Below are 23,318 nucleotides of genomic sequence, written 5' to 3' on the forward strand. Positions count from 1 at the left end.
CGCCATGATCCTCGCGGACGTCGGCGACTATCGCGAGGCGGCGCGGCGACGGCTGCCGCGGTTCCTGTTCGACTATGTGGACGGCGGGTCCTTCGCCGAGACCACCCTGCGCGCCAATGTCGATGAGCTCCTGAAGATCAGCCTGAGACAGCGGGTGCTCACGGGGACCGATCAGGTCTCCCTGGATTGCCGTCTGTTGGGCCGGGAGGTGAGCATGCCCGTGGCCCTGGCGCCGGTCGGCATGGCCGGGCTGAACGCGCGTCGCGGCGAGGTCCAGGCCGCCCGGGCTGCGGAAACCCGGGGCGTGCCGTTCTGCCTGTCCACCGTCGCCGCCTGTTCGATCGAGGAAGTCCGCGCGGCGGTGGCTACGCCGCCCTGGTTCCAACTCTATGTCATTCGCGACCGGGGCTTCATGAGGGAGATGCTGGCGCGCGCCCTGGGCGCCGGTTGCGACACCCTGTTCCTGACCGTCGACATGCCCGCGCCCGGTCCCCGTTATCGTGACCGCCGCTCGGGGCTGGCGGGCGGGACGCCGCTCCGGCGGCGGCTCAGCCGTCTGATGCAGGCCGCAAGCCGTCCCGGCTGGGCATGGGATGTCGGCTTGCTCGGCCGGCCCCATACGATCGGCCACGTCAGCTCGGCGCTCGGCGAACACGCGGGGGTCGACGAATACTGGGCCTGGATGGCGCGGAATTTCGACGCTTCCGTCTCCCGGGCGGACGTCGAAGCGATCCGGGCGGCCTGGCCGGGCAGGCTGGTCATCAAGGGCGTGCTCGATGTCGAGGACGCCCGTCAGGCCGCGAGGATCGGCGCGGACGGAATCGTCGTGTCCAATCACGGCGGCCGCCAGCTGGACGGCGCCATGGCCTCGATCACCGCGCTCCGTCCGATCGCCGGGGCGGTCGGCGACAGCCTCACGGTGCTCATGGACGGCGGCGTCCGGTCGGGTCTGGACGTGGTCCGGGCGCTGGCCAGCGGAGCCCATGGCGTGCTGCTGGGACGCGCCTGGGTCTACGGCCTTGCGGCGCGGGGAGAGCGCGGCGTCGGGGAGGTGCTCGATCTGATCGCCGCCGAGATGCGCTCGGTCATGACCATGACCGGCGCCGCCGACATCCCCGCGATCGGTCCGCACCTTCTGGTCGACCGCGGCCGAACCGCCGATTGAAGGAGCAGTCCATGGCGCGTCACTGTCTGTGCCTCGATCTGATCGACGACCCGACCAGCATCGCCCGCTACCGGGCCTGGCACGCGCCGGGGGCCACGCCGCCTGCGGTGATCCGCTCGATCCGGGCCGCGGACATCACCTCGATGGAAATTTATCAGGTCGCCGATCGTCTGGTCATGATCATGGAAACCGGTCCGGCCTTCTCCCCCCTGGCCAAGGCGGCCGCCGACGCGGCCGATCCCGATGTCCGGGCGTGGGAGGCCCTGATGGACCAGTTCCAGAAGCCGTTGCCCGGCGGCGGGGGGGCAGGCAAGTGGAGGCCGGCGGAACTGATCTTCGACCTGTCCGGGCATCGAACGGATTGAGGCGCCGGTGGTGCGGTGGCCATCGGGCATGGTTGCCGTCAAGAAATGTTAGCGGTACCATTTTTGGAAGGCGGCTGGCCATCCAGCGCCGCGGGGAGGCTGACATGACATCGATCTCGAGAGTGGCGGGCGGTCTTGCGGCGGTCATGATCCTGGTCCTCGCACCGTCAGGGGCTTCCGCGCAGACGCTGAGAGCGACGGGCGAACTCCGCCTCGACCGCCCCGGCGCGACCATCGCGCCCGAGGTCTATGGCCAGTTCATGGAGCAGCTGGGAACCGGAATCGACGGCGGGGTCTGGGTCGGCGAGGGGTCGGACATTCCCAACGTCCGCGGCTTCCGCACCGACGTGGTCGAGGCGCTGAAGGCGCTGAAGGTGCCGGTCGTGCGCTGGCCTGGCGGCTGCTATGCCGACATCTACCACTGGCGCGACGGAATCGGACCGCGCGCCGAACGGCCCGTCACCCTGAACCGCTGGTGGGGCGGGAACGAGGAAGCGAACGGCTTCGGCACGCACGAGTTTTTCGAGTTCGCCGAGCTGATCGGGGCCAAAACCTATCTCAGCATCAACGTGGGCTCGGGCACGCCGGCGGAAGCGGCGGACTGGGTGGAATACATCTCGTCCCCGACCAGATCGCGTCTCGCCGAATTGCGCCGGGCCAACGGTCGCGCCGAGCCGTGGCGCATCGACTATCTGGGCCTCGGGAACGAGCCCTGGGGCTGCGGCGGGCGGATGCGGGCGTCCTACTACGCCGATCTCATGCGGCAGTACGTCGGCTTCGTCGCACCCTACGGGGAGCGGACCACGATGGTGGCCGCCGGGCCCACTTCCGAGGACTACGACTGGACCCGAACCCTGATGCCCGGTCGGGAGAATTTCGACGCCCTGTCGCTGCACTACTACACCCTGCCGACCGGCGACTGGGGGGCCAAGGGATCGGCGCTCGGCTTCGATGAGGCGCAGTGGGCGGGAACCTTCGTCCAGACCTACCGGATCGAGGAGATGATCGCCGGTCACGACGCCATCATGGACGAGACCGACCCTGAGGCGCGGGTGGTTCTGGCCGTCGACGAATGGGGCGCCTGGTACGATCCGACGCCGGGATCGCAGGCCGGCCACCTCCAGCAGCAGAACAGCCTGCGCGACGCCCTGCTGGCGGCCGTGAACTTCAACATCTTCCATCGCCACGCTGACCGGGTGCGGCTGGCCAACGTCGCCCAGATGGTGAACGTGCTGCAGGCCATGATCCTGACCGACGGCCCGGCCATGGTGCTGACGCCGACCTACCACGCCTTCGCCATGTACCAGCCGTTCCAGGGCGCGACCGTGCTGCCCCTGTCGATCGAGTCGCCGGCCTACGGGGCGCTGGAGGCGGTGGATGGCACGGCCGCGCGCGGCCTGGACGGCAAGGTCCATGTGGCCCTGGTCAATCTCGATCCGAATCGGCCGGTCGAGGTGTCGCTCGCGGTCGCCGGCGGCGCGGCCCATCGTGTTTCGGGCCGGATCCTGACGGGTGCGGTCATGGACGCCCACAATGACTTCGATGCGCCGCGCGTGGTGGAGCCGGCCGCCTTCTCCGCCACCCGGATCTCGGAAGGCCGGCTGGTCGTGTCCCTGCCGGCCAAATCCCTCGTGATCCTGACGCTGGACTAGGTCCGACGAGGAAGCCCCGCCCTAACGCGTTGCGCGACCGAGAAGCTCGATCAGCTCGGTCGCCTTCGCCTTGCGGTCGGCGGGATCGTCGCCCGTCATCGCTCCCATGACGCAATGGTCGAGGTGGTCCTTCAGCACCTCGCTCTCGACACGCAGCAGGGCGGCCCGCACTGCCTGCAGCTGGGTCAGGACGTCCACACAGTATCGGTCATCCTCGACCATCCGGGTGATGCCGCGCACCTGGCCCTCGATCCGGTTGAGTCGATTGATCACCTTGGGCTTGGTCTGGGTCTGCATCCAATTCCTCGTTCCGGCCGTTCCATATACCCTACGACGGTATCTTGCGCGATACCCTATTGGGGTATATTTGGCATCGGGTCGTTCAAGGAGCCCGTCATGTCCACGCCCTCGCACTCGCATCCGGCCTGTCACGACGGCTCCTCGCCGGCCGACAGCGGCGGCGGGGCGGTCGATCCGGTCTGCGGCATGACTGTTGATCCGGCGACCGCGACGCATCGGATCGCCCATGAGGGCCAGGACTACGTCTTCTGCTCCGCGGGCTGCCGGACCAAATTCGTCGCCGAGCCGGGTCGATACCTCGGAGAAAAACCTCGGTCCGCGCCTGTGGTTCCGGGAGCGATCTACACCTGCCCGATGCATCCGCAGGTGCGTCAGGAGGGCCCGGGCTCGTGCCCGATCTGCGGCATGGCGCTGGAACCGGAGACGGTCACCGCCGAGGCGCCGGTCAATCACGAACTGATCGATTTCACCCGCCGCTTCTGGCTCGGCCTGGCGCTGACCCTGCCGCTGCTCGCGCTGGAGATGGGCGGCCATCTGACCGGACTGGCGATGCGAATTCCGGGCCAGACGAACAACTGGATCCAGTTCGCCCTGGCGACGCCGGTGGTGCTGTGGGCCGGCTGGCCCTTCTTCCAGCGGGGCCGGGCGTCGATCCGCACCCGCAGCCTCAACATGTTCACCCTGATCGCCCTCGGCGTCGGCGCGGCCTGGATCTACAGCGTGGTCGCGGTCCTGGCTCCGGACCTGTTCCCTGCGGCGGTCCGGCGAATGGACGGCAGCGCGCCTGTCTATTTCGAGGCGGCGGCCGTTATCGTCGTCCTCGTTCTGGTGGGTCAGATCCTGGAGTTGCGGGCGCGCGAACAGACGTCCGGCGCTATCCGGGCGCTGCTGGACCTGACTCCGAAAACCGCGCGGCGGGTGCGGGAGGACGGCGGCGACGAGGACGTCACGCTCGACCTGGTCGCCGTCGGGGACCGACTGCGCGTTCGGCCCGGGGAGAAGGTGGCGGTCGATGGCGAGATCCTGGACGGCCGGGTGACCATCGACGAGTCGCTCGTCACGGGAGAATCCATGCCGGTGACCAGGGAGGTCGGGGACAGGGTCGTCGCCGGATCGCTCAACAGGACCGGCTCGTTCGTGATGCGGGCCGACAAGGTCGGCGCCGACACCCTTCTGGCCCGGATCGTCCAGATGGTCGCCCAGGCCCAGCGCAGCCGCGCGCCCATCCAGCGTCTGGCCGACCAGGTGTCGGGCTGGTTTGTCCCGGCCGTGATCGCGATCGCGGTTCTCGCGGCTGTCGTCTGGGGCCTGGCCGGGCCCGAGCCGCGCCTGTCCTACGCCCTCGTCGCCGCGGTTTCCGTGCTGATCATCGCCTGCCCCTGCGCCCTGGGCCTCGCGACGCCGATCTCCATCATGGTCGGCGTGGGACGCGGCGCCCGCGGCGGGGTGCTGATCAAGAACGCCGAGGCGCTGGAGCGCTTCGAGAAGGTCGACACCCTGGTGCTCGACAAGACCGGCACCCTGACCGAGGGGCGGCCTTCGGTCACGGCGATCCGGCCCGCCGCCGGTTTCGACGAGAGGGAGCTTCTGAGGTTGTCCGCCAGCCTGGAGCGCAGCAGCGAGCATCCCCTGGCCGACGCCATCGTCCGCGCCGCGACCGAACGGAAACTCGCGCTCTCGGAGGCGTCCGGGTTCGACAGCCCGGTCGGACGCGGCGTCACGGGCGTGGTCGACGGGCGCCGCGTGGCGCTCGGCAACGGTCGCTACCTCAGGGAGATCGGCGTCGATATTGCGCCGCTCGAAGGCGAGGCCGAGGCGCTTCGTCAGGAGGGCGCAACCGCCATCTTCGTGGTCGTGGACGGTGCGGCGGCCGGCGTCCTGGGCATCGCCGACCCGGTCAAGGCGACGACCGCCCAGGCCATCCGCGATCTGAAGGCGGCGGGACTGCGCCTTGTGATGATGACGGGCGACAATCGCACGACGGCCGAGGCCGTGGCGCGCCGGCTCGGCATCGACGACGTCCAGGCCGAGGTTCTGCCGCAAGACAAGGCGGCGGTGGTCGAGCGGCTGCGGGCCGAGGGCCGGATCGTGGCCATGGCCGGCGACGGGGTGAACGACGCCCCGGCCCTGGCCGCCGCCGACGTCGGCGTGGCCATGGGGGCCGGCTCGGATGTGGCGATCGAGAGCGCGGGCGTCACCCTGCTGGGCGGCGACCTTCAGGGCATCGTCCGGGCCCGCAAATTGTCGAAGGCGGTAATGGGCAATATCCGCCAGAACCTCGTCTTCGCCTTCGGTTACAATACGCTTGGCATCCCGATCGCGGCGGGCCTGCTGTATCCGGTTTTCGGCCTGTTGTTGTCGCCGGCCCTGGCGGCCCTGGCCATGGCGCTGTCGTCCGTCAGCGTCGTCGGCAATGCGCTGCGCCTTCGGGCCGTCAGGCTTTGAGGGCCGGTCCTTCGGCGAAGTCGGATTCGCGGCGGCATGTCGCGAGGGCCGGCCGTGTCGCGTGCGTAAATCCCTGCAGATCGTCGGCGCACCGCGGCGCGATCATGTCTTTCAGGAGTATTCCATGAACCTGGATCGTCGAGCGCTGCTGCGCGCCGCCGTCGCCGGAGGCGGTCTCGCGGGTCTGCAGGGCTTGGCGCCCGCCTGGGCGCAGACCGGTTCGCCGGGGTTGCGATCCGATCTGCCCACCCTGACCGGCCCGAATATCGACCTGACGGTGGGACACACGCCCTTCGCCGTGAACGGGCGCACCGCCATGGCGACGACGATCAACGGCGTGCTCCCGGCCCCGGTGCTCCGCCTTCGCGAGGGCCAGAATGCCCGTCTGGCGGTGACGAACCAGCTCGACGAGGACACCTCGATCCACTGGCACGGGATTCTGCTCCCGTTCCAGATGGACGGCGTTCCGGGCGTCAGCTTTCCCGGCATCCGCCCGCGCGAAACCTTCGTCTACGAGTTTCCGGTCCGGCAATCGGGCACCTTCTGGTACCACAGCCACTCCGGCCTTCAGGAGGCGCTCGGCCACTATGGGCCCATCGTCATCGATCCGGCCGGCGCCGATCCGGTCGGTTACGATCGCGAGCATGTCCTGGTCCTCTCGGACTGGAGCTTCATGCACCCCCACGAGATATTCGAGAAACTCAAGAAGAGTCCCGGCTACTTCAACCGGCAGCGCACCACCCTGGCCGGCCTGCTGGACGGCGGCGACCGCATGAGCCTGGAGGAGCGCCGGATGTGGGGCGGGATGCGGATGGATCCGCGCGACATTCTCGACGTCAACGGCTCGACCTACACCTATCTGATCAACGGACACGGGCCGCGGGAGAACTGGACCGGCCTGTTCCGGCCAGGCGAGAGGGTGCGGCTGCGCATCATCAACGCCTCGGCCATGTCGATCTTCAACGTCCGTATCCCCGGCCTGCCGATGACGGTGGTGCAGGCGGACGGCGAGAACGTGCGCCCGGTCGAGATCGACGAGTTCCAGATTTCGGTCGCCGAGACCTATGACGTGATCGTCACGCCGACGGAGGACCGGGCCTACACCATCGTTACCGAGGCCATCGACCGCTCGGGCATGGGTCGCGCCACCCTGGCGCCGCGTCTCGGCATGACGGCCGAGGTTCCGCCGTTGCGCGAGGTCCCGAACCTGACCATGCGCGACATGGGCATGGGCGGCATGGGTGGAATGGATCACGGCGCCATGGCGGGCATGGATCACGGCGCCGCGGTTCCCTCACCGGGCGGCTCCATGGCCGGCATGAACATGCGCGACCCGGAAAACGCCCCGCCGGACATGGCGGTCGGCGTCGGGGTGGACATGATCGCCATGGACCCCGCCAATCGCCTCGGCGAGCGGCCGATCGGTCTCGCGAACGTCGATCACCGCGTCCTGGTCTACACCGACTTGGTGTCGCTTCAGCCCAACAAGGATCAGCGACCGCCGTCCCGGACGATGGAAATCCACCTGACCGGAAACATGGAGCGGTTCATGTGGGGCTTCGACGGGCGCAAATTCAGCGAACTGGTCGAGCCGATCCGGTTCGAGCGGAACGAACGGGTGCGCGTGACCCTGGTCAACGACTCGATGATGGCGCATCCGATCCACCTGCACGGCCATTTTTTCGAACTGGTCACCGGGGGGCCGGCCGGTCACCAGCCGCTCAAGCACACGGTCAACGTTCCGCCGGGCGGCAAGGTCAGCTTCGACCTGACCGCCGACAACCCGGGCGACTGGGCCTTCCACTGTCATCTGCTGCTGCACATGCATGCCGGGATGTTCAACGTCGTCACCGTCCGTCCGATGGAAGGAGCCGCGTCGTGAAGACGCTCGCGATCCTTCCCCTGGTCCTCGTCGCGGCCTCGGCGGCCGGCACGCCCGCGCTGGCCCAGAGCCACGCCGGGCACGTCATGCCCGCGCCGGCTCGGCAGGCGCTCCCGGAGGGTTGCGTAGCGCGCGGCTCCCCCACGGCCGATGAATCCCGGGTCGGCGCCGCCGGCGCGCCGACGTGCCCGACGGGCGCGGTCCCGGCCCGCCCGCCGGCTCAGACCCACGACATGTCGACCATGAGCCACGGGCAGCACGCTCCGGCGGCGGCGTCCGGCCACGCCGGTCATGACATGTCGACGATGGGCCAGACCCCGCCCGCTCCGGCGATGCCCGCGGGGCACGACATGTCCATGATGGGGCAGGCGCCGCCGGCTCAGGGCGCCGCCTCCGATCATGCTGGCCACGATATGTCGGGCGCGGCCATGCCGCCCGACGTACCGACCAGCGCGGACAATCCGGGACGCCCGCCGGAAGATCCCGTTCCGCCGGGCGCGACAGGCGGGCCGACCCACGCCGCGGACCTGTTGTTCGACCCCGCCGAAATGGCGGCGGCCCGCGCGCAGCTGCGGCTCGAGCACGGGGACGTGCGGACGACGGCGGTCGTCGTTGACCAGCTGGAAGCAGCGTTCGGGGAGGACGGGGACGGATACGCCTGGGACGCCCAGGGCTGGAGCGGCGGCGACATCAACCGCTTCTGGTGGAAATCGGAAGGGGAGGGCGACTTCGGGGGCGACCTCGAGGAAGCGGGGATCCAGGCCCTCTACAGCCGGGCTTTCCGACCCTTCTTCGACGTACAGGCCGGCCTGAGCCAGACCTGGCGGCCGGATGGCGACCGGACCGATCTGGTCCTCGGCGTTCAGGGGCTGGCTCCCCACTGGTTCGAGGTCGACGCCGCCGCCTTCCTGTCCAGCAAGGGCGAACTCACGGCCCGGGCCCAGGCCGAATACGACCAGCGGATCACCAACCGGTGGATCGTCCAGCCCCGGGCCGAAATCCTGCTGTCGGCTGAAGACATCCCCGAGCTCTCGATCGGATCCGGCCTGTCGTCGCTCCAGATCGGGGCCCGGCTGCGATATGAGCTCCGCAAGGAGTTCGCGCCCTATGTCGGGGTCGAATGGACCCGGAGCTTCGGCGATACGGCGGACTTTCTGGAGGCCGACGGCCGGAGTTCGGAAGACACCCGGCTGGTCGTCGGGATTCGGGCCTGGTTCTAGCGGCGGGCGAGCGGTTCAGCCCGTAGAGTCGGTCGACGACGAAATACGCCGCACAGCAGGCTGCGCGGCGCATTTTCACATCGGCTTGCCCCCCCTCAGTGGACCATGAACCGGACGACGCCGCTCATCTCGTGGCCATCGGCGCCCCTGGCGGTCCAGGCGGCGGACCAGGACCCGGGCGCCAGGGCGGGCAGGGGCGCGCTGACCGTTGTGGCCGGCGCGGCGTCGGCGGACACGGCCACCTCGACCGTCTGGGGACCGGTCAACCTGAGCGACGTCAGGGTCATCGCGTGCGGAAAGGTCACGGAGAAGGCCGCCGGGGCGGCGGCCAGCATGGCGTTGTCCGCCGGCGTGGTGGTGACGCCGGTCGCCGCGGGCGCGGCCTGCATGGCGGCGTGATCCTGCGGCGACATGCCGGCGTGGGAATGGTCCTGGGCCCGGGCGACCGAGGGCGTGAGCACAGCCAGGGCGACCAGGCCGGCGAGGGTTGAACGGTTCATGGGGAGACCTCCTGTTTACGCGACTGTTGCCTGGGGCCGGCCATCGGATGGGCGGGCGGCCTCTTGACTGAATACGCGGGCGCGGGCGTCAACCCTCGCCGCCGACGCGATCGGCCGGACCGCCGACCCGATCAATCCGCGACGATCCGGACGGCGGCCGCGTCGCACAGGGCGTCGGACAGCCTGCGACGGGCGCGCGCCACACGGGTTTCTACCGCCTTGACGGAAACGCCCAGAATGCCCGCCGTTTCCGCCTGACTGCGACCCTCGATCGCCGTGAGCAGCAGCGGAGCCTTGAGGTGCGGCGGCAAGCGACTCATTTCCGTGTTCAGCCGGGCCAGCCGGACGCCGATCTCCATCCGCTCCTCCGCCGATCTGGTTCCGTCCGACACGGCCATGGCTTCGGGCGACGACAGTTCGACGCTCCCCCGGATGAGCCGTCGCACGAACCGACGACGACTCCAGTCCCGGCATTTGTTGAGCGCGATGGTCCGGATCCAGACCTCGAAGGGCCGTGCCGGATCGTAGCGGCGAATGTTGATCCAGGCCGCCGCATAGGTGTCCTGCAACAGATCCAGGGCCTCCTCTTCGTCGCCGACATAACGCCGGACCAGACGGAACAGGGCGGCCGTCGTCTGCCGCATCAACTCGCTGAAGGCCGCACGGTCGCCGCCGGCGGCGCGGGCTGACAGGTCCGCTGGACTCTCCACCCGAACCGCTAGCCTTCGTCGGGCGCGAGGGCCGCGACGATGCGGTCGTCGAAGACTTCGGCCTGGGCGGGCGTCAGCACGGACCGCATCTCGAAAACGTGGGCGATGGTCTCCTTTTGCAGCGCGCCCATCGCGGCATGGAAATGATCCACGGCGGCCTGGACCTGCGGACTGTCGCCCTCGCTCTGTTCGATCGCCCGCGCGAGTTCCCGGTTCGCCGCGCGGACCTCGGCTTCGAGCGCGGGCCGGCGCGCCGCGAACCGGGCCTCGACCGCCTCGATCCGGGTCACCTGGCCGGGCGACAGCTTGAGGTCATGGTGCACGATGTCGTGCAGGGACGGCGGTTCGCGCCGGCTCAGCACCCAGCTGGCGCTGATCCAGGTGCCGGCGCCGCTGGCGACCGCCGCGAGAACGGCCGTCAGGGCGATCGCCCGCCAGCCGCGCATCATCGACTGCTCCCCAGTCCCGTCAGCGGCGACAGATCCGCACCGACCGTGAAGATGGCCATGTCCCCGGGCGGTCTGGGTGCGGCGACCGCGCCGACGCCGCCTACGGCCAGACCGGTGGCCAGGGCCAGGGCGACGGCGCCCAGCCGCAGCTGTGAAGCAAGTCTTTCACCGCGGAGCACCTCGACGCGGCTCCAGACCAGCGCCTCGAGCCCGTCAGGCGACGGACCGGCGGCCGCTGACGCCGTCAGAATATCATCCAGATCATGCGTCATCGATTTCTCCTTCGCCCCTGATCCTACTACGCTGAAACCCGCCCGATCCCTCGGGCGAGGGGGACGACCCCTTCGGTGGGTACCAGCAAAGGGGACGGGGACCGGAACGGCCATGAGCCCCAATCCCGCAAGCGAGGTGACGGCTGGAGTTTCGACCTCTATCACTCTTTGATCCGACCCTCCCGTAACGCCGCCTGACCGCTCCCCGGCGTCCATAGAAGCCTTTAACATCCCGCTCGCCCGAGGACCCATGAGATCGATGATTGTCCCGCTTTCGCGCCGCGCGCTTCTGGCCGGAGGAGCCGGTGCGGTCACCGCCGCCGCCTGCGCGCCGGCAAGGCGCCCGCCGACCGAACTCGTGGTGTACAAGACCCCGACCTGCGGCTGCTGCACCGCGTGGGTGAATCACATGCGCGGCGCGGGCTTCGATGTGCGGATAAACGAACTTCCCGACCTCCGCTCCATACGCGGCGCCCATGGCGTGCCCGATACGCTCGCCTCCTGCCACACGGCCGTGGTCGGCGGCTATGTCCTGGAGGGTCATGTGCCGGCCGGAGACGCGCGCAGGCTTCTGGCCGAACGTCCGCAGGCCGTGGGTCTCACCGTGCCAGGCATGCCGCCGGGGGCTCCCGGCATGGAGACGCCCGACGGTCAGGGAGGACCTTATGAGACCCTGCTGATCCTCAGGGGCGGCGGAACGCGTGTCTTCGCGCGCCACGGCTGAGGAAGGTCGAGGAATGCAGATGCTCCGGCTCTCGACCCAGCTGCACAAGTGGATCGCGCTCGTGGTCGGCCTTCAGGTCCTGTTCTGGGTCGGCGGCGGTCTGGTGATGACGGCCATTCCGATCGAGACGGTCCGCAGCGAACACCGGGTGGCCGAGCAGCCTCCGGTCCCATTGGCGCTCGCCGCCTTGCCGCCGCTCGACGATATCGCCCGGCAGGCCGGCGTCGCCCCCGCGCAGGCGGAGCTGCGCAACACGCCTCGCGGACCCGCCTGGACGTTGAAGCCGGCCAGCGGCGAGCCGATCGTCGTATCCGCCCTGACCGGTCGGCCCTTCGGTCCCCTGTCGGCCGTGGAAGCCTCGGCCTTCGCCAGGCGCGCCTATCGGGGAACGGCCGAGGTATCCGGCGTCGCCTTCCTGCGCGAGGCGCCCGAGGAGACGGGACGAACCGGACCGCTCTGGCGCGTGGATTTCGCCGACCGCGAAAAGACCAGCTTCTACCTGTCACCGGCCACGGCCGAGGTGGTGACCCGCCGCTCCGGCGTCTGGCGCCTCTTCGACTTCTTCTGGCGTCTCCATGTCATGGACTGGAACGACGGCGAGGATTTCAATCACCCCCTGATCATCATCACCACGGCGTTGACGCTGAGCATCGTCGTTTCGGGGTTCATCCTTCTGTGGATCCGGCTGGCCAGGGACCTGAAGACGTTGCGGGCGGCGCGGCGCGTCGCCCGGTCGGAGTGACGCGCCGCCGGGACCTTGCGCGGCCGACGGACAAGGCCATGCTGGTCGGCGGCCACGAACCCGGGTCGGCTGGGCACGGACAGGGGCGCGGATCGATGGCGAAGGCGGAGACGGGCATCGGACGGCGAACCGGGTTGTTGCTGTTCGCGGCCGCGACCCTGACCGCCTGCGCGCCCCGGCGCCCCGCCGCATCGGCGCCAATCGACGTGTTCGCGGCGGCCAGCCTGCGCGAGGTGCTGGATGCGGCCGTCGCCGGGCACGGGCGGCGCTCCGGCACGATCGTCCGGACGACCTACGCCGGCAGCGCCCAGCTGGCCCGCCAGATCGCCCAGGGCGCTCCGGCCGACCTGTTCATCCCGGCCGACGAGGCCTGGATGGACTGGCTGGACCAGCGTGGCCTGATCGAGACCGCCGCCCGACGTCGGCTCGCCGCCAACCGGCTGGTGTTGATCGCTCCGGTCTCGGCGCCCGGGGCTGCTGTGGACCTGACCTCGCCCGCCGCCTTCGGACGACGGCTGGGCGACGGCCGGCTGGCGATCGCCGAGACCACGGTTCCGGCCGGCCGCTACGGGCGCGAGGCCTTGATCCATCTGAACCTGTGGCCGGGGGTCAGGGACCGTCTGGCGCCGGCCGCCGACGTCCGGGCCGCCCTGGCCCTGGTGGCGCGAGGCGAGGCCCCGCTGGGCCTGGTCTACGCCACCGACGCCCGCGTGGAGCCGCGGGTCCGGGTGGTGGCGGAGATTCCCGCCGCCAGCCACGCGCCGATCGTCTATCCGGCGGCGCCGATCCGACGGCGGGATGGAGCGGGCGACCCGGAGGGCGCGCGGGCCTTTCTGGATGTCCTCGCCGGCGCCGGGGGGCAGGCCCTGTTCCAGCGCTTCGGCTTCGTGCCTGCGCCTGTCTGAGGGGTCTGGATGTTCGCGCTCAGCCCCGAGGAACAACAGATCATCGGCCTTTCGCTGAAGGTCGCGGCGACGGCGACGCTGTTCAGCCTGCCGCCGGGAATCGCCGTGGCCTACCTGCTGTCCCGGGCCCGCTTCCCGGGCAAGGCCCTCCTGTCGGGGCTCACCCATCTTCCGCTGATCCTGCCGCCGGTGGTGACGGGCTATGCCCTGCTGCTGCTCTTCGGCCGCAACGGACCCCTGGGCCGCCTGCTTGAGCCGATGGGAATCGTCTTCGCCTTCGACTGGACCGGCGCGGCGCTGGCGGCCGCGATCATGGGCTTTCCGCTGCTGGTGCGGGCCGTGCGGCTGTCGTTCGACATGGTCGATCCCCGGATCGAACGCGCGGCGGAGACCCTGGGGGCGAGGCCTTTCATCCGCTTTCTGACCATCACCCTGCCGCTCGCCCTGCCCGGGGTCGCGGCCGGGACGGTGCTGGCCTTCGCCAAGGCCCTGGGCGAGTTCGGCGCCACCATCACCTTCGTCGCCAGCATACCCGGCGAGACCCGCACCCTGCCGCTCGCCATCTACGGCCTGACCCAGGTTCCCGGCGGCGATGCGGCGGCGCTCCGACTGGTCCTGATCTCGGTCGGGGTGTCGATCGGCGCGCTCCTCGTCTCGGAGTGGGGCGCGCGGGCGGCGTCGCGTCGCATAGGGGGGACGCGGTGATGCTCGAGGTTTCGGCCCTTGTCGCCCGCGAGGATTTCTCGATCGAGGTCGGGTTTTCGAGCGACGCCCGCATCACCTGCCTGTTCGGTCGCTCGGGGGCAGGCAAGACCACGGTGGCCGATCTGGTCGCCGGTCTGATCCGTCCCGTGCGCGGCCGGATACGGCTGGACGGGGAGGCCGTGTTCGACAGCGACGCCGGCCTCTCGGTTCCGGCCTGGAAACGGCGCATCGGCTATGTGTTCCAGGACGCGCGTCTCTTCCCGCACATGACCGTGCGCGACAATCTGCTGTATGGCGCGCGCCGGGCGCGTGACCGGAATCCCGCCCTGGACCAGACGGCGGCCCTGCTGGGGCTCGGGACCCTGCTGGACCGCGCGCCGGGGACCCTTTCGGGCGGAGAGGCCCGTCGGGTCGCGATCGGACGGGCCCTGCTGACCCGACCCCGCCTGCTCATCCTCGACGAGCCGCTGGCGGGGCTGGACGGCGCCCGACGCGGCGACATCCTGCCCTGGCTGGACCGACTGGCCCGCGACGGGCCGCCCATCCTCTATGTCAGCCACTCCGTCGAGGAGGTCGCGCGCCTCGCGGATCGGGTGGTGCTGGTCGGGGATGGCCGGGCCCTGGGGGCGGAGCCGCCGGACGCGGCGTTCGACAGACCGGAAGCGGAGGCCGCGGCCGGGCTCAGCGCGCCCCTGTCCATCCTCAACGGACGGGTGACCGCGCACGATCCGGCGGGGAACGCCAGCCGGATCGATCTGGGCGGAATCCCGTTTCTGTCGCCGCTTCTGGACGTGCCTCCCGGCGAGCGGCTGCGGGTCGTCGTCGACGCCCGCGACGTCGCCCTCGCCCTGACCGAGCCGGTCGACGCCAGTTTTCAGAACCGGCTGCCCATGCGGATCTCAGCCCTCGAGATGCGGGCCGACGGAGTCCTGGCGCGGCTGGAAGCGAGCGGACTGAGGCTGAAGGCGCTGATCACCCGGCAGGCCAGCGAACAGCTGGGCCTGGCGCCCGGGACGCGGGTGATCGCCCTGGTCAAGGCGACCGCCGCGGCCCGCTACGCCTGACCGTTGTCCGCCTCCGGTGGCGATGGAGCCCGCCGGTTCCTCTGACCCAGGTCAGAAGTCCAGGACGATGGCGGTGTCGCCCGCGCCGAGGGCGGGCGCTCCGGCGCGGCGGCGGATCAGGACGTCGGCTGTCGCCAGGGCTTTCTGTGTCGCTGAGTCCTGGACGTCCAGGGCCGCGACGCCGCCGTCGACCAGACGGCCGCGCTCGAATGTCTCCCGATCTCCGCAGGGCTTCAGCGGGGTGGTCAGGGTCGCGTCCCGCCAGGTCAGCAGCGTGGCCGGATCCCGGCCCGCCAGCCCCGCGACCAGCGGCGCGAGGAACAGCCTGCCGGTGACCAGGGCCGAGGTCGGGTTGCCGGGCAGGCCCAGGACCAGTGCGCCGCCGACCCGTCCGAACCAGACCGGCTTGCCGGGCTTGATCGCCGCCTTCGAGAAGATCAGGTCGAGACCGAAGGGGGCGAACATGGCGCGGGCATGGTCCTTCTCCCCGACGGAGGCCCCGCCCGTGACCACCACCAGATCGGCCTCGTCGAGCGCGCGGCCGGCGGCGGCCTCCAGCACCTCGGGCGTATCGCTCAGTCGGCGGCGGGCGACCACGTCGGCGCCGTGCCGTCGCGCCAGGGCGGCGACGCCGAACGAGACGCTGTCCGGAATCCCGCCGGGCGTCTCCAGCGCCTGCCCCGGTTCCGCCAGCTCATCGCCCGTGCCCAGGATGGCGACGCGGGGTCGACGCACGACCGACAGGGCGGCGACATCGGCCGCGGCGGCGGCGACCATAGCGCGGAAGCCGAGGACGGTCCCGGCCGGAAGCATGATGTCGCCCGCCCGGAAATCCGATCCGGCCGCGCGGATATGGCGCCCCGGTCCCGGCGGGACCTCGAACAGGGCGTCATCGCCGTCGCGGCCGACGATCTCCTGGACCACGACCCGGTCGGCCCCGTGCGGGGTCGGTCCTCCGGTGAAGACCCGCACGCAGGCCCCGCGGGGCAGGACGGGGACATCGCCCCGTCCCGCGAAGGCGACCGCCGCGATGGGCAATCGCGCCGGCAGGGTGGCCAGATCGGCCTCGCGCACGGCGTAGCCGTCCATGGCCGACACCGCCGTGCGGGGCGCGTCGCCCCGCGCCCTCAGGTCGGCCGCCAGGACCCGTTCGCCGGCGGCCTCCAGCGCCACCCTCTCGGACGGGAGGGGCCGGGCCTCGTTCAGGACCAGGGCCAGGGCCGTATCGAAATCGATCACAGTCCGCTTCCGTCGCCCACGCTCCAGTCGCCCGAGCGTCCGCCGGACTTGGACAGGAGCCGGACCTGGCTGATGACCATGCCGCGGTCGGCCGCCTTGAGCATGTCGTACAGGGTGAGACAGGCGACCGAAACGGCGGTCAGGGCCTCCATCTCGACCCCGGTGGGGCCGCTGACCCGCGCTTCCGCCGTGACGATGAAGCCCGGCAGGGCCTCGTCAAGCGCCACCGTCACCGAGACCTTGTCCAGGCCCAGCGGATGGCACAGCGGAATCAGATCGGCGGTGCGCTTGGCCCCCATGATTCCGGCCAGTTCGGCGGTCGTGATCACCGCCCCCTTGGGGGCCTGGCCGTCACGCACCAGGGCGAGGGTCGCGGGCGCGCAGATCACCCGTCCCTCGGCGACGGCCCGACGCTCCGTCGCGATCTTGTCGCCGACGTCGACCATGCGCACGCGGCCGGCGTCGTCGAGGTGGGTCAGGGCGCTCACGGGCAGATGCCCCGGAAGCGCGGGATCTGCCCGACCAGCGAACAGGGCCGGAAGCGGCTGTCCAGCTCCTCGGCCAGCACCCGGTCCCAGGCGTCGCGGCAGGCGCCGGTCGATCCCGGAACGCAGAAGATGAAGGTGTCCCCGGCCTGGCCGGCCACGGCCCGGGACTGCAGGGTCGCCACGCCGACGGTGCCGAGGCTGGCGAGGTGGAAGACCACGGAAAAGCCTTCCATCTCCCGCCGGAACAGCGGCTTGACGGCCTCGGGCGTCACGTCGCGGGGCGAAAAGCCGGTGCCGCCCGTGGTCAGCACCACGTCCACGGCCGGGTCCGCGATCCAGACCGCGAGCTGGTCCCGGATGGCGTCGACCTCGTCGGGGGCGATGGCCTTGCCGGCCAGCACATGCCCGGCCGAAGTCAGCCGCTCGACCAGCAGCCCTCCCGAGGTGTCGGTGGTTTCGTCGCGGGTGTCCGAGATGGTCAGCACCGCGATATTCAGCGGGTGAAACGGCAGCGACTCGTCGATTCTTCCGGCCATCATGGCGTCTCGTCCTTCCAGCGCGCCGCGGCGGCGCGATCCTCGTCCACCGGCTCGATCCAGCGGACGCCGGCCGGGCCGGTCTCGCGCTTCCAGAATGCGGCCTCGGTCTTGAGCCTGTCCATCAGATAGTCGGCCGCCGCGAACGCCGCGCGCCGGTGCGCCGCCGCGGCGGCGACGAAGACGATGGTCTCGCCCGGGACGATGTCGCCGCAGCGGTGCGCCACGACCAGGTCCCGGACCGGAAACCGCGCCGCTGCGGCCTCGGCGATATCGCGCATCGAGCGCTCGGTCATGCCCGGATACCAGTCCAGGGTGAGAGCGTCGACGACCGAGCCGTCGGCGCCCACATCCCGGGCCAGGCCGGTGAAGGTCACCACCGCGCCGTCGCCCGTTCGACCGGCGAGAAAGGCCTCGAGCTCGGCGGCGGGGGACAGGGGGCCGGACACCAGTCTGACGTCGAGGGCCATCTCAGCCTCCAGAGAAAAGGGAGAAGAAGGCGATCTCCTGGTCCGGCCGGGCCCGGTCGTCCTCGCCGACCACGACCAGGTCGACCGAGGCGCGGACATCCGGACGCAGAAGGGCGTCCGCGGCGACCTCGTCGCGCCCCGCCAGCAGGCGGCGGATCTCCCGGACGGTCAGTCCTTCGGCCGGCAGGTCGAGGCGTCCCTCGGGGCCCAGTCTTTCGCCGACACGGCCGAAGAACAGGATGCGGGTCATGGTCGTCTCCGTTTCAGGCCGCCCGGGCGAGTTCAGCATCGACCCACGCGCCGCGCAATTCCGCCGCCGGGGGCGGGCGCGGCTCCGGAGGGCGGCGCCAGGCCGGATCGTGACAGGATTCCGGGAACGGAGTCTCCGGATCGGCCAGGCTGTTCCGGAGGACCTCGCGGGAGCCGGCGCGGGTCGGACCGCCGCGCCCCTGAAGGGAATGGTGGATGCGACAGGGATTGAACCTGTGACCCCCTCGGTGTGAATCGCCTCAAGAGCCATTTCAGGGCGTTTCATTACATTTCAAGAGAGATATAAAACGTTGAAATTGCTCGCTTCGCAATTTTTCTGCATTTCAGCGTTATTCAGCGAGTGCTGCCAAAAATGCCCCACTACCGCCCCACTATCCGCTAGGCTGGTGATCCCATTTGCAGGGTTCTCCATCGCCGGGAAGGGTTCATGGGCGCTTCCATCCAGCTTACCACCGACCGTCAGATTTCGGCGCTCAGGCCGGCGGCGGCGCCCTACGAAATGAGGATCGGCGGGAGCCGCGGCCTGAGCCTTCGCGTCTATCCGTCATCGTCCAAGCAGTTCGAACTTCGTTACCTCACCGCGAGCGGCAAGCGCAGACGTCTGGTGGTGGGGCTCTATCCGGATCTCTCACTCGCCGAAGCCAGGGCGAAGGCCGCGACGATGCGCGTCGCGGTGCACGAAGGACTGGACCCCGTCGGCGAGCGGACGGCAGCCCGGGAACGGGCGCGCGAGCAGGCGAAGGCCGGCGACACGCTCGACCAACTCGCCGAAGCCTACTGGACGGCCGCGGAGGTCGGCTTGCACGGCGGCCGGCGCAAACCGAAGCGCGCGGTCACTATCAAGAATGAGCGCAGCGTCTGGAAAAACCATATTCAGGGTCCGCTTGGCGGTCGCGACTTCACCGACATCCGGCGCGCCGACGTCAAGGCGTTCATGCGCACCTTGGTCACCGAGAAGGGCTTGTCGGCGGCGAGCGTCGCGTCGATCGGAGGCGTCCTGCACGCCGTGCTCGGGTTCGGCGTTCTCGAAGAAAGGCTGGAATCGAACGTCGCCGCCGGTCTTGCCCGACCGCTCGCCCTGACATCCCGGGAGCGGATGTTCGACGACGCCGCGCTAGGGGTGCTCTGGCGGGCGGCAGAGGAAGCCAGCACGCCGAGAGCGCCGGGCGAAAAGACCGCCGGAGTCCATGCGCGCCTCGAGCCGGTGATGGGGCTGGCGATCCAGCTTCTGATGCTGACCCTGACCCGCCGCAATGAGGTCGCCGGCGCTCTCAAGACGGAGTTCGACCTCGCCGCCAGGGTCTGGATCATCCCGTCGACCCGGGCCAAGGCGAAGCATCAGCACGTCGTGCCCCTCGGGCCGGATTGCCTGACCGTTCTCGAGGAGGCTTTCGCGCTCGATCCGAAAAGTCCGTTTGTATTTCCCTCAGCCCGGGCGCCCGACCAACATCTGGATCCCCACGCCATCACGCGCGCTTTCGCCCGCACCTGCGCCCGCCGAAAAATTGCGGTCGGCTCTCCGCATGACGTACGGCGGTCGGGCGCGACCACCCTGACCGGCCGCTACGGCGTCACCCGTTTCGTCGTCGGTCTGGTCCTGGGACATTCGGCTAACGAGGGCGCCGCTGTCACCGGCGTGTACGATCGCCACACCTATCTGCCGGAAAAGCGGTCGGCCTTGGCGGCGTGGGCCGGACATCTGACGGGATCACCGGCGCCTATAACCGAAAACGCGGGCAGATACCTCGACACGCCGGCGGCTCGGTCTGAGTCGGAGGTCGAGGCGGCCAAGGCCCGGGCCCTTCGACTGATTGCGGCCGGCGACTTGGACCAGGCCGTATTCTTAATCTGCATGGCCATGGCTCGCCGATCCGATATCGCGGCGTCGCACATGGACATCCTGGCCAAAGCGGGCCTCGATCTTGCGCGGAGCGGACAGAAGGTCGAGGTCGAGCGCTGGATCAGCGGGTTTCGGTGACGAGCGCTCTCGAGTGGGCGCGTGTTGCCGCTTTTGAATCGACTGGGATCTTCGGACGACCGATTTTGGGGTCCATGATCGGGCTCAGGCCGTCGCGCGTTTGAGCTGTAGTGCAGGTTCGACGTGCTCGGGATCCGCCATCCTCTCGGGGCCCTTCAGCATGTCCAGCCAGTGGACTCGGGCAGGGCCTGGGCCGTGAGGCGCCACGCCAGCCGGGTTGGTTGGGTGCCGTCGAGAGGCCATTGATGAAGCTGGGCATCAGCTTGCCGCGACAACCGCACTCGCCCAGCACGATCTTGCCACGTTCGACCGTGAGGGGCAGGAGCCGTAGCCGTCGTAGACGGCCAGCAACTGGACGTGACAGTGGACGCCCCGGTCGATGGGGCCGCCGCAGGACCAAACCGTCGCTAGGGGCCGACATCGTTCGCATCGGCGCGCCGGTCGTCGGGTCGCGGCAGGCGCAGCGCGATGCCCAGAGCCTCGGCCAGCCGGGCGTCGCGCCGATAAATGTCCTCACGAAAGGCGACACGGCCCTGTCCGTCGAGGAAGGCGGTCCAGTACAGCAAGCGCACGTCGATCGGTCGCCCGGTCGCCACACGGACGGTTCGGCCGCTGTCCAGCGCCTCATCGAAGCGGGCGAGCCGATCGGGGTCGGGCGCCAGCAGCAGGCGGGCGAAGCCCACGGCGTCCTGCACCCGCACGCATCCGTGGCTGAGATGGCGGAAGCTCTGGTCGAACGCCCCGCGCGAGGGGGTATCGTGCAGGAAAATGGCGTAGCTGTCCTGGAGCTCGAACTTGACCTGACCCAGGGCGGCGTTGGGGCCCGCGCGCTGGACTACCATGCCGTTCTGGATCGTCATGTTGTTCGCCCGCATATAGGCTGGGCCGCGCGGCAGGATTTCCCGCTGGGCGATGGAGGTGGGCACTGTCCAGGGCGGATTGGCGACGACCGAGGCGAACGGCCGCTCAAGGCTGGGCGTCGGATTATCGGCGTCGCCCGTTACGACCCGCATGGAATGCACCGGCCGCCCGTCCTTCCAGTAGACCATGATGGAGGCGGCGGTGTTGACCTCGATCCGCTCCGGCGCCACGTCCCGCTTGAGCCAGCGGCGGCGTTCCAGGTTCAACGCGATCTGGCGGGCCCGGTCCTCGGCGGAGATCGACAGGGCCCGCTGTGTCGCCGGGCCGATGCGGGCGTCCGCCTCCAGGCCATGGCGGACCTGAAAGGCCCGAACAGCCTCCTGCAGCACCGACCCGTATTCGACGGCTGAAGGGTACAGCATCGAGGCCGCCGCATCGCTCAGGTCGCCCTCCACCCGCAGGCGCGGCAGGATGGCGGGGATACGCGGGTCGGAAGCGAAGGGTTCGATCGTCGCGCCTAGGGCGAAGGCGGGCCAGCCGCCGCGATCGGCGATGCCTCGGTAGCGGAGGAAGCCGTCGCACAGGCCCTGGTAGCCCCGATCCTGGGGCGCGAGGCCGGCCATGGTCTCAATCAGCGTCCCGTCTTCGACGGCCTTCGCCAGAAGCGGCGGCGTATCGATATGGTTTCGATCCATCTCCCACAAGGTCTCGACCGTCGCCGGATCGACCCGCCCGTGCGCCAGCGCCTCGGCCAGGGTTAGGATGGCCCGGGTGAGTTCGGCTTCGTCCAGAGCCAGACCGTCCGGCGCCGGAAGGCCGTGCCGGTCGGCCAGGGCCAGAGCCCGGATCGCCTCCTGGCGCGCCGGGCCGGACCAGGCGGAGCGGCGGCCGCCGCGTGCGGCGTAGAAATCTGTCGCCAGTCGTTGGACTGATGAGCCGGCCGGCATCCCGGTCTGGGCCCATGACGGGCCGGGCGCCAGCAGCGAGGCCAGCAGGATTCTGCGGTTCAGGAGGGGGGAGCGGTGTGCGGCCATGCGACCGACACCGCGTCGCCAACCTTATGGCAGCCTTAAGGTTGGCGGGTCCGTCAGCCCCAGCGCGCAAAGATGGCTGCGCCGTCTTCGGACTTCAGGAAGTCAAGGAAGGGCTGGGCGTCCGGATCCTGGTGGCCGCCTGCGGTCACGACCGCGCCCGCGTCCCGATAGATCCGATATGGCTCCGCAACCTCGACGCGTCGGCCAGGTCTCGGCGCGGATGCGACCGTCCAAGGCGGTGATGATATCCGTCATCATCATCTCCGAGCCGAAGAAGATCAGGTCGCCGTCTGTCCTGGCCTGGTCCAGCCATTGCGGGCCCCGCGGGCCCGTCGCCCGTCCGCGCGGCTGCCAATCGTGACGCGCGTTCACGTCCGGGCGCTGACGAGCCAGACCTTGGCCGGCATCATGACTCCGTTCGGGGTGTGGCGATCAGCGTACAGGTCCATGAGGTCGCGAGAAAGCCGCGTGACCGAGTCTGGTTCGATCATTGCGATCCGGTTCCGGAATGCCATGCCGTCAAGGGCGAAGGCGACGGCCTGATCCGGCGTGGCGCCTGGGCCGCCAAACGGCAGATCGCCACTCCAGGTCTCGAATTCGATCTCGGAGAACCCATTCGTCGCGAGGACGTCGCCCAGATATTCGGTGTCCTCGAAGGCGAAGGGGCCGGGGGTCCGCGGTTCCGGGCGTGGCAGATCGATATAGCGGCGCATGATCGCGACCATGGCGGCCATCCAGAGATTATCGCGGGGCGCGGCCCAGACGGCCAGATCCAGCCGGCCACCGGGCCGGATCATGCCGCGTAGATTGGCGAAGGCCGGATAGGGCTCCGGGAAGAACATGCTGCCAAAACGCGAGATCATCCGGTCGAAGGGGACCGCGTCCAGCTGGACCGCCGCGGCGTCGGCACAGACGAAGGCTACATCGATCGCGCCGGCCTCAGCCGCTCGCTGACGGGCCCGGCGCAACAGGACCGGCGAGATGTCCAGCCCCAGTGCAGTTCCGTCCGGCGCGACCGCGCGGGCGGCCGCGAGTGTCGTGGCGCCGCCTCCGCACCCGATGTCGACGACCCGTTCGCCCGGTGCGAGGGCGGCTCGGGCGAGCAGGGCCTCGCCGATCGGGGCGATCATCCCCTCGAATGTGTCGAGATGGGTGACCCAGCGCGCGCCCATTTCGCCTGCCCAGTCCTCACCAGGCTCGGGGGCGTGAGGGATGAGGGTCAGGCCCGGGGCCGTATCCGACATGTTGGTCTTCCTGTGAAGAGGCTGCGGGGCGCGGTCAGACCCCGTGACGCGCCGAATGGCGGCCGCTGACCGGTCCGCCCCGCGGCGGACGGGTCAGG

At 70.0% G+C, this 23,318-nt stretch carries 25 protein-coding genes; 12 read left to right on the forward strand and 13 right to left on the reverse strand.

Going from position 1 to position 23,318, the window contains the following annotated elements; genetic code table 11:
* The first annotated feature begins 4 nt into the window (after positions 1-4).
* The 3 genes from Q8Q71_RS06955 to Q8Q71_RS06965 all read left to right on the forward strand — a co-directional run bounded on the left by Q8Q71_RS06955 (position 5) and on the right by Q8Q71_RS06965 (position 3,182).
* Positions 5-1,165: an L-lactate dehydrogenase gene (locus tag Q8Q71_RS06955; protein ID WP_305758900.1), complete on the forward strand. Its 1,161-nt coding sequence runs from the start codon at positions 5-7 to the stop codon at positions 1,163-1,165.
* Positions 1,166-1,176: 11 nt separating this feature from the next.
* Entirely contained in the window at positions 1,177-1,530 is a 354-nt protein-coding gene (locus tag Q8Q71_RS06960; RefSeq protein WP_305758901.1) for an L-rhamnose mutarotase, read from the forward strand.
* 104 nt (positions 1,531-1,634) lie between these two features.
* The gene (locus Q8Q71_RS06965) at positions 1,635-3,182 is read left to right on the forward strand and encodes an alpha-N-arabinofuranosidase (RefSeq protein WP_305758902.1); all 1,548 of its coding nucleotides are present in this window, start codon (positions 1,635-1,637) and stop codon (positions 3,180-3,182) included.
* Between the two features lie 21 nt (positions 3,183-3,203).
* Here Q8Q71_RS06965 and Q8Q71_RS06970 read toward each other — a convergent pair whose 3' ends face one another.
* Entirely contained in the window at positions 3,204-3,479 is a 276-nt protein-coding gene (locus Q8Q71_RS06970) for a metal-sensitive transcriptional regulator (protein WP_305758903.1), read from the reverse strand.
* A 99-nt stretch (positions 3,480-3,578) separates the two neighbouring features.
* On the opposite strand from Q8Q71_RS06970, the gene Q8Q71_RS06975 reads away from it, so the two are divergent.
* The 3 genes from Q8Q71_RS06975 to Q8Q71_RS06985 all read left to right on the forward strand — a co-directional run bounded on the left by Q8Q71_RS06975 (position 3,579) and on the right by Q8Q71_RS06985 (position 9,029).
* A complete protein-coding gene (locus Q8Q71_RS06975) occupies positions 3,579-5,927 on the forward strand; it encodes a heavy metal translocating P-type ATPase (protein ID WP_305758904.1) in 2,349 nt (782 codons plus the stop codon).
* 124 nt (positions 5,928-6,051) lie between these two features.
* Positions 6,052-7,809 (forward strand): copper resistance system multicopper oxidase, encoded by a 1,758-nt coding sequence (locus Q8Q71_RS06980; protein WP_305759017.1) that lies wholly within the window; start codon positions 6,052-6,054, stop codon positions 7,807-7,809.
* Positions 7,806-9,029, forward strand: coding sequence for a copper resistance protein B (locus Q8Q71_RS06985; protein ID WP_305758905.1), 1,224 nt, complete (start codon positions 7,806-7,808; stop codon positions 9,027-9,029). Before Q8Q71_RS06980 ends, Q8Q71_RS06985 begins: the two co-directional genes overlap by 4 nt.
* Positions 9,030-9,124: 95 nt before the next feature.
* Here Q8Q71_RS06985 and Q8Q71_RS06990 read toward each other — a convergent pair whose 3' ends face one another.
* The 4 genes from Q8Q71_RS06990 to Q8Q71_RS07005 form a co-directional block, all read right to left on the reverse strand.
* The gene (locus tag Q8Q71_RS06990; RefSeq protein ID WP_305758906.1) at positions 9,125-9,529 is read right to left on the reverse strand and encodes a copper resistance protein CopC; all 405 of its coding nucleotides are present in this window, start codon (positions 9,527-9,529) and stop codon (positions 9,125-9,127) included.
* A 131-nt stretch (positions 9,530-9,660) separates the two neighbouring features.
* Complete coding sequence (locus Q8Q71_RS06995) at positions 9,661-10,239, reverse strand: RNA polymerase sigma factor (protein WP_305758907.1); 579 nt, start codon at positions 10,237-10,239, stop codon at positions 9,661-9,663.
* An 8-nt stretch (positions 10,240-10,247) separates the two neighbouring features.
* On the reverse strand, positions 10,248-10,688 hold the full coding sequence (locus Q8Q71_RS07000; protein WP_305758908.1) for a Spy/CpxP family protein refolding chaperone: 441 nt from the start codon (positions 10,686-10,688) through the stop codon (positions 10,248-10,250).
* Positions 10,685-10,960 (reverse strand): hypothetical protein, encoded by a 276-nt coding sequence (locus Q8Q71_RS07005; protein WP_305758909.1) that lies wholly within the window; start codon positions 10,958-10,960, stop codon positions 10,685-10,687. Before Q8Q71_RS07005 ends, Q8Q71_RS07000 begins: the two co-directional genes overlap by 4 nt.
* A gap of 259 nt (positions 10,961-11,219) precedes the next feature.
* Here Q8Q71_RS07005 and Q8Q71_RS07010 point away from each other — a divergent pair, with 259 nt between their 5' ends.
* The 5 genes from Q8Q71_RS07010 (at position 11,220) to modC (ending at position 15,100) form a co-directional block, all read left to right on the forward strand.
* Positions 11,220-11,684 carry a DUF411 domain-containing protein gene (locus tag Q8Q71_RS07010; protein ID WP_305758910.1) on the forward strand — a complete coding sequence of 155 codons (465 nt, stop codon included), beginning with the start codon at positions 11,220-11,222 and terminating at the stop codon, positions 11,682-11,684.
* A gap of 13 nt (positions 11,685-11,697) precedes the next feature.
* The gene (locus Q8Q71_RS07015; protein ID WP_305758911.1) at positions 11,698-12,426 is read left to right on the forward strand and encodes a PepSY domain-containing protein; all 729 of its coding nucleotides are present in this window, start codon (positions 11,698-11,700) and stop codon (positions 12,424-12,426) included.
* Positions 12,427-12,521: 95 nt separating this feature from the next.
* Positions 12,522-13,331 carry a molybdate ABC transporter substrate-binding protein gene (modA, locus tag Q8Q71_RS07020; RefSeq protein WP_305758912.1) on the forward strand — a complete coding sequence of 270 codons (810 nt, stop codon included), beginning with the start codon at positions 12,522-12,524 and terminating at the stop codon, positions 13,329-13,331.
* A gap of 9 nt (positions 13,332-13,340) precedes the next feature.
* Positions 13,341-14,036, forward strand: coding sequence for a molybdate ABC transporter permease subunit (gene modB, locus Q8Q71_RS07025; protein ID WP_305758913.1), 696 nt, complete (start codon positions 13,341-13,343; stop codon positions 14,034-14,036).
* Positions 14,036-15,100: a molybdenum ABC transporter ATP-binding protein gene (gene modC / locus Q8Q71_RS07030; protein ID WP_305758914.1), complete on the forward strand. Its 1,065-nt coding sequence runs from the start codon at positions 14,036-14,038 to the stop codon at positions 15,098-15,100. Before modB ends, modC begins: the two co-directional genes overlap by 1 nt.
* Before the next feature lie 51 nt (positions 15,101-15,151).
* On the opposite strand, the gene Q8Q71_RS07035 is transcribed toward modC, so the two are convergent.
* From Q8Q71_RS07035 to Q8Q71_RS07055, 5 genes are read right to left on the reverse strand one after another with little or no spacing between them, the layout of a single operon-like run.
* Positions 15,152-16,339 carry a molybdopterin molybdotransferase MoeA gene (locus Q8Q71_RS07035; RefSeq protein ID WP_305758915.1) on the reverse strand — a complete coding sequence of 396 codons (1,188 nt, stop codon included), beginning with the start codon at positions 16,337-16,339 and terminating at the stop codon, positions 15,152-15,154.
* Entirely contained in the window at positions 16,336-16,827 is a 492-nt protein-coding gene (moaC, locus tag Q8Q71_RS07040; protein ID WP_305758916.1) for a cyclic pyranopterin monophosphate synthase MoaC, read from the reverse strand. The genes Q8Q71_RS07035 and moaC overlap by 4 nt, the downstream gene beginning before the upstream one ends.
* A complete protein-coding gene (gene moaB, locus Q8Q71_RS07045; protein ID WP_305759018.1) occupies positions 16,824-17,363 on the reverse strand; it encodes a molybdenum cofactor biosynthesis protein B in 540 nt (179 codons plus the stop codon). Before moaB ends, moaC begins: the two co-directional genes overlap by 4 nt.
* On the reverse strand, positions 17,363-17,833 hold the full coding sequence (locus Q8Q71_RS07050; RefSeq protein ID WP_305758917.1) for a molybdenum cofactor biosynthesis protein MoaE: 471 nt from the start codon (positions 17,831-17,833) through the stop codon (positions 17,363-17,365). The genes moaB and Q8Q71_RS07050 overlap by 1 nt, the downstream gene beginning before the upstream one ends.
* Before the next feature lies 1 nt (position 17,834).
* Positions 17,835-18,083 (reverse strand): MoaD/ThiS family protein, encoded by a 249-nt coding sequence (locus Q8Q71_RS07055; RefSeq protein WP_305758918.1) that lies wholly within the window; start codon positions 18,081-18,083, stop codon positions 17,835-17,837.
* A 447-nt stretch (positions 18,084-18,530) separates the two neighbouring features.
* On the opposite strand from Q8Q71_RS07055, the gene Q8Q71_RS07060 reads away from it, so the two are divergent.
* Positions 18,531-20,081, forward strand: a complete 1,551-nt coding sequence (locus Q8Q71_RS07060; RefSeq protein ID WP_305758919.1) for a site-specific integrase — start codon at positions 18,531-18,533, stop codon at positions 20,079-20,081.
* Positions 20,082-20,488: 407 nt separating this feature from the next.
* On the opposite strand, the gene Q8Q71_RS07065 is transcribed toward Q8Q71_RS07060, so the two are convergent.
* From Q8Q71_RS07065 to Q8Q71_RS07070, 3 genes are all read right to left on the reverse strand, one after another.
* Complete coding sequence (locus tag Q8Q71_RS07065; RefSeq protein WP_305758920.1) at positions 20,489-21,976, reverse strand: murein L,D-transpeptidase; 1,488 nt, start codon at positions 21,974-21,976, stop codon at positions 20,489-20,491.
* Positions 21,977-22,029: 53 nt separating this feature from the next.
* The gene (locus Q8Q71_RS17215) at positions 22,030-22,224 is read right to left on the reverse strand and encodes a substrate-binding domain-containing protein (protein ID WP_366873035.1); all 195 of its coding nucleotides are present in this window, start codon (positions 22,222-22,224) and stop codon (positions 22,030-22,032) included.
* A gap of 120 nt (positions 22,225-22,344) precedes the next feature.
* On the reverse strand, positions 22,345-23,220 hold the full coding sequence (locus tag Q8Q71_RS07070) for a class I SAM-dependent methyltransferase (RefSeq protein ID WP_305758921.1): 876 nt from the start codon (positions 23,218-23,220) through the stop codon (positions 22,345-22,347).
* Between the last annotated feature and the right edge of the window lie 98 nt (positions 23,221-23,318).

It is taken from the genome of Brevundimonas sp. (assembly GCF_030704825.1).
GTDB lineage: Bacteria > Pseudomonadota > Alphaproteobacteria > Caulobacterales > Caulobacteraceae > Brevundimonas.

Coding starts and splice junctions, on each gene's coding strand:
- Q8Q71_RS06955 (WP_305758900.1), top strand. CDS start 5: ATGATCCTCGCGGACGTCGGCGACTATCGCGAGGCGGCGCGGCGACGG.
- Q8Q71_RS06960 (WP_305758901.1), top strand. CDS start 1,177: ATGGCGCGTCACTGTCTGTGCCTCGATCTGATCGACGACCCGACCAGC.
- Q8Q71_RS06965 (WP_305758902.1), top strand. CDS start 1,635: ATGACATCGATCTCGAGAGTGGCGGGCGGTCTTGCGGCGGTCATGATC.
- Q8Q71_RS06970 (WP_305758903.1), bottom strand. CDS start 3,479: ATGCAGACCCAGACCAAGCCCAAGGTGATCAATCGACTCAACCGGATC.
- Q8Q71_RS06975 (WP_305758904.1), top strand. CDS start 3,579: ATGTCCACGCCCTCGCACTCGCATCCGGCCTGTCACGACGGCTCCTCG.
- Q8Q71_RS06980 (WP_305759017.1), top strand. CDS start 6,052: ATGAACCTGGATCGTCGAGCGCTGCTGCGCGCCGCCGTCGCCGGAGGC.
- Q8Q71_RS06990 (WP_305758906.1), bottom strand. CDS start 9,529: ATGAACCGTTCAACCCTCGCCGGCCTGGTCGCCCTGGCTGTGCTCACG.
- Q8Q71_RS07000 (WP_305758908.1), bottom strand. CDS start 10,688: ATGATGCGCGGCTGGCGGGCGATCGCCCTGACGGCCGTTCTCGCGGCG.
- Q8Q71_RS07005 (WP_305758909.1), bottom strand. CDS start 10,960: ATGACGCATGATCTGGATGATATTCTGACGGCGTCAGCGGCCGCCGGT.
- Q8Q71_RS07010 (WP_305758910.1), top strand. CDS start 11,220: ATGATTGTCCCGCTTTCGCGCCGCGCGCTTCTGGCCGGAGGAGCCGGT.
- Q8Q71_RS07015 (WP_305758911.1), top strand. CDS start 11,698: ATGCAGATGCTCCGGCTCTCGACCCAGCTGCACAAGTGGATCGCGCTC.
- modA (WP_305758912.1), top strand. CDS start 12,522: ATGGCGAAGGCGGAGACGGGCATCGGACGGCGAACCGGGTTGTTGCTG.
- modB (WP_305758913.1), top strand. CDS start 13,341: ATGTTCGCGCTCAGCCCCGAGGAACAACAGATCATCGGCCTTTCGCTG.
- modC (WP_305758914.1), top strand. CDS start 14,036: ATGCTCGAGGTTTCGGCCCTTGTCGCCCGCGAGGATTTCTCGATCGAG.
- moaB (WP_305759018.1), bottom strand. CDS start 17,363: ATGGCCGGAAGAATCGACGAGTCGCTGCCGTTTCACCCGCTGAATATC.
- Q8Q71_RS07050 (WP_305758917.1), bottom strand. CDS start 17,833: ATGGCCCTCGACGTCAGACTGGTGTCCGGCCCCCTGTCCCCCGCCGCC.
- Q8Q71_RS07055 (WP_305758918.1), bottom strand. CDS start 18,083: ATGACCCGCATCCTGTTCTTCGGCCGTGTCGGCGAAAGACTGGGCCCC.
- Q8Q71_RS07060 (WP_305758919.1), top strand. CDS start 18,531: ATGGGCGCTTCCATCCAGCTTACCACCGACCGTCAGATTTCGGCGCTC.
- Q8Q71_RS07065 (WP_305758920.1), bottom strand. CDS start 21,976: ATGGCCGCACACCGCTCCCCCCTCCTGAACCGCAGAATCCTGCTGGCC.
- Q8Q71_RS07070 (WP_305758921.1), bottom strand. CDS start 23,220: ATGTCGGATACGGCCCCGGGCCTGACCCTCATCCCTCACGCCCCCGAG.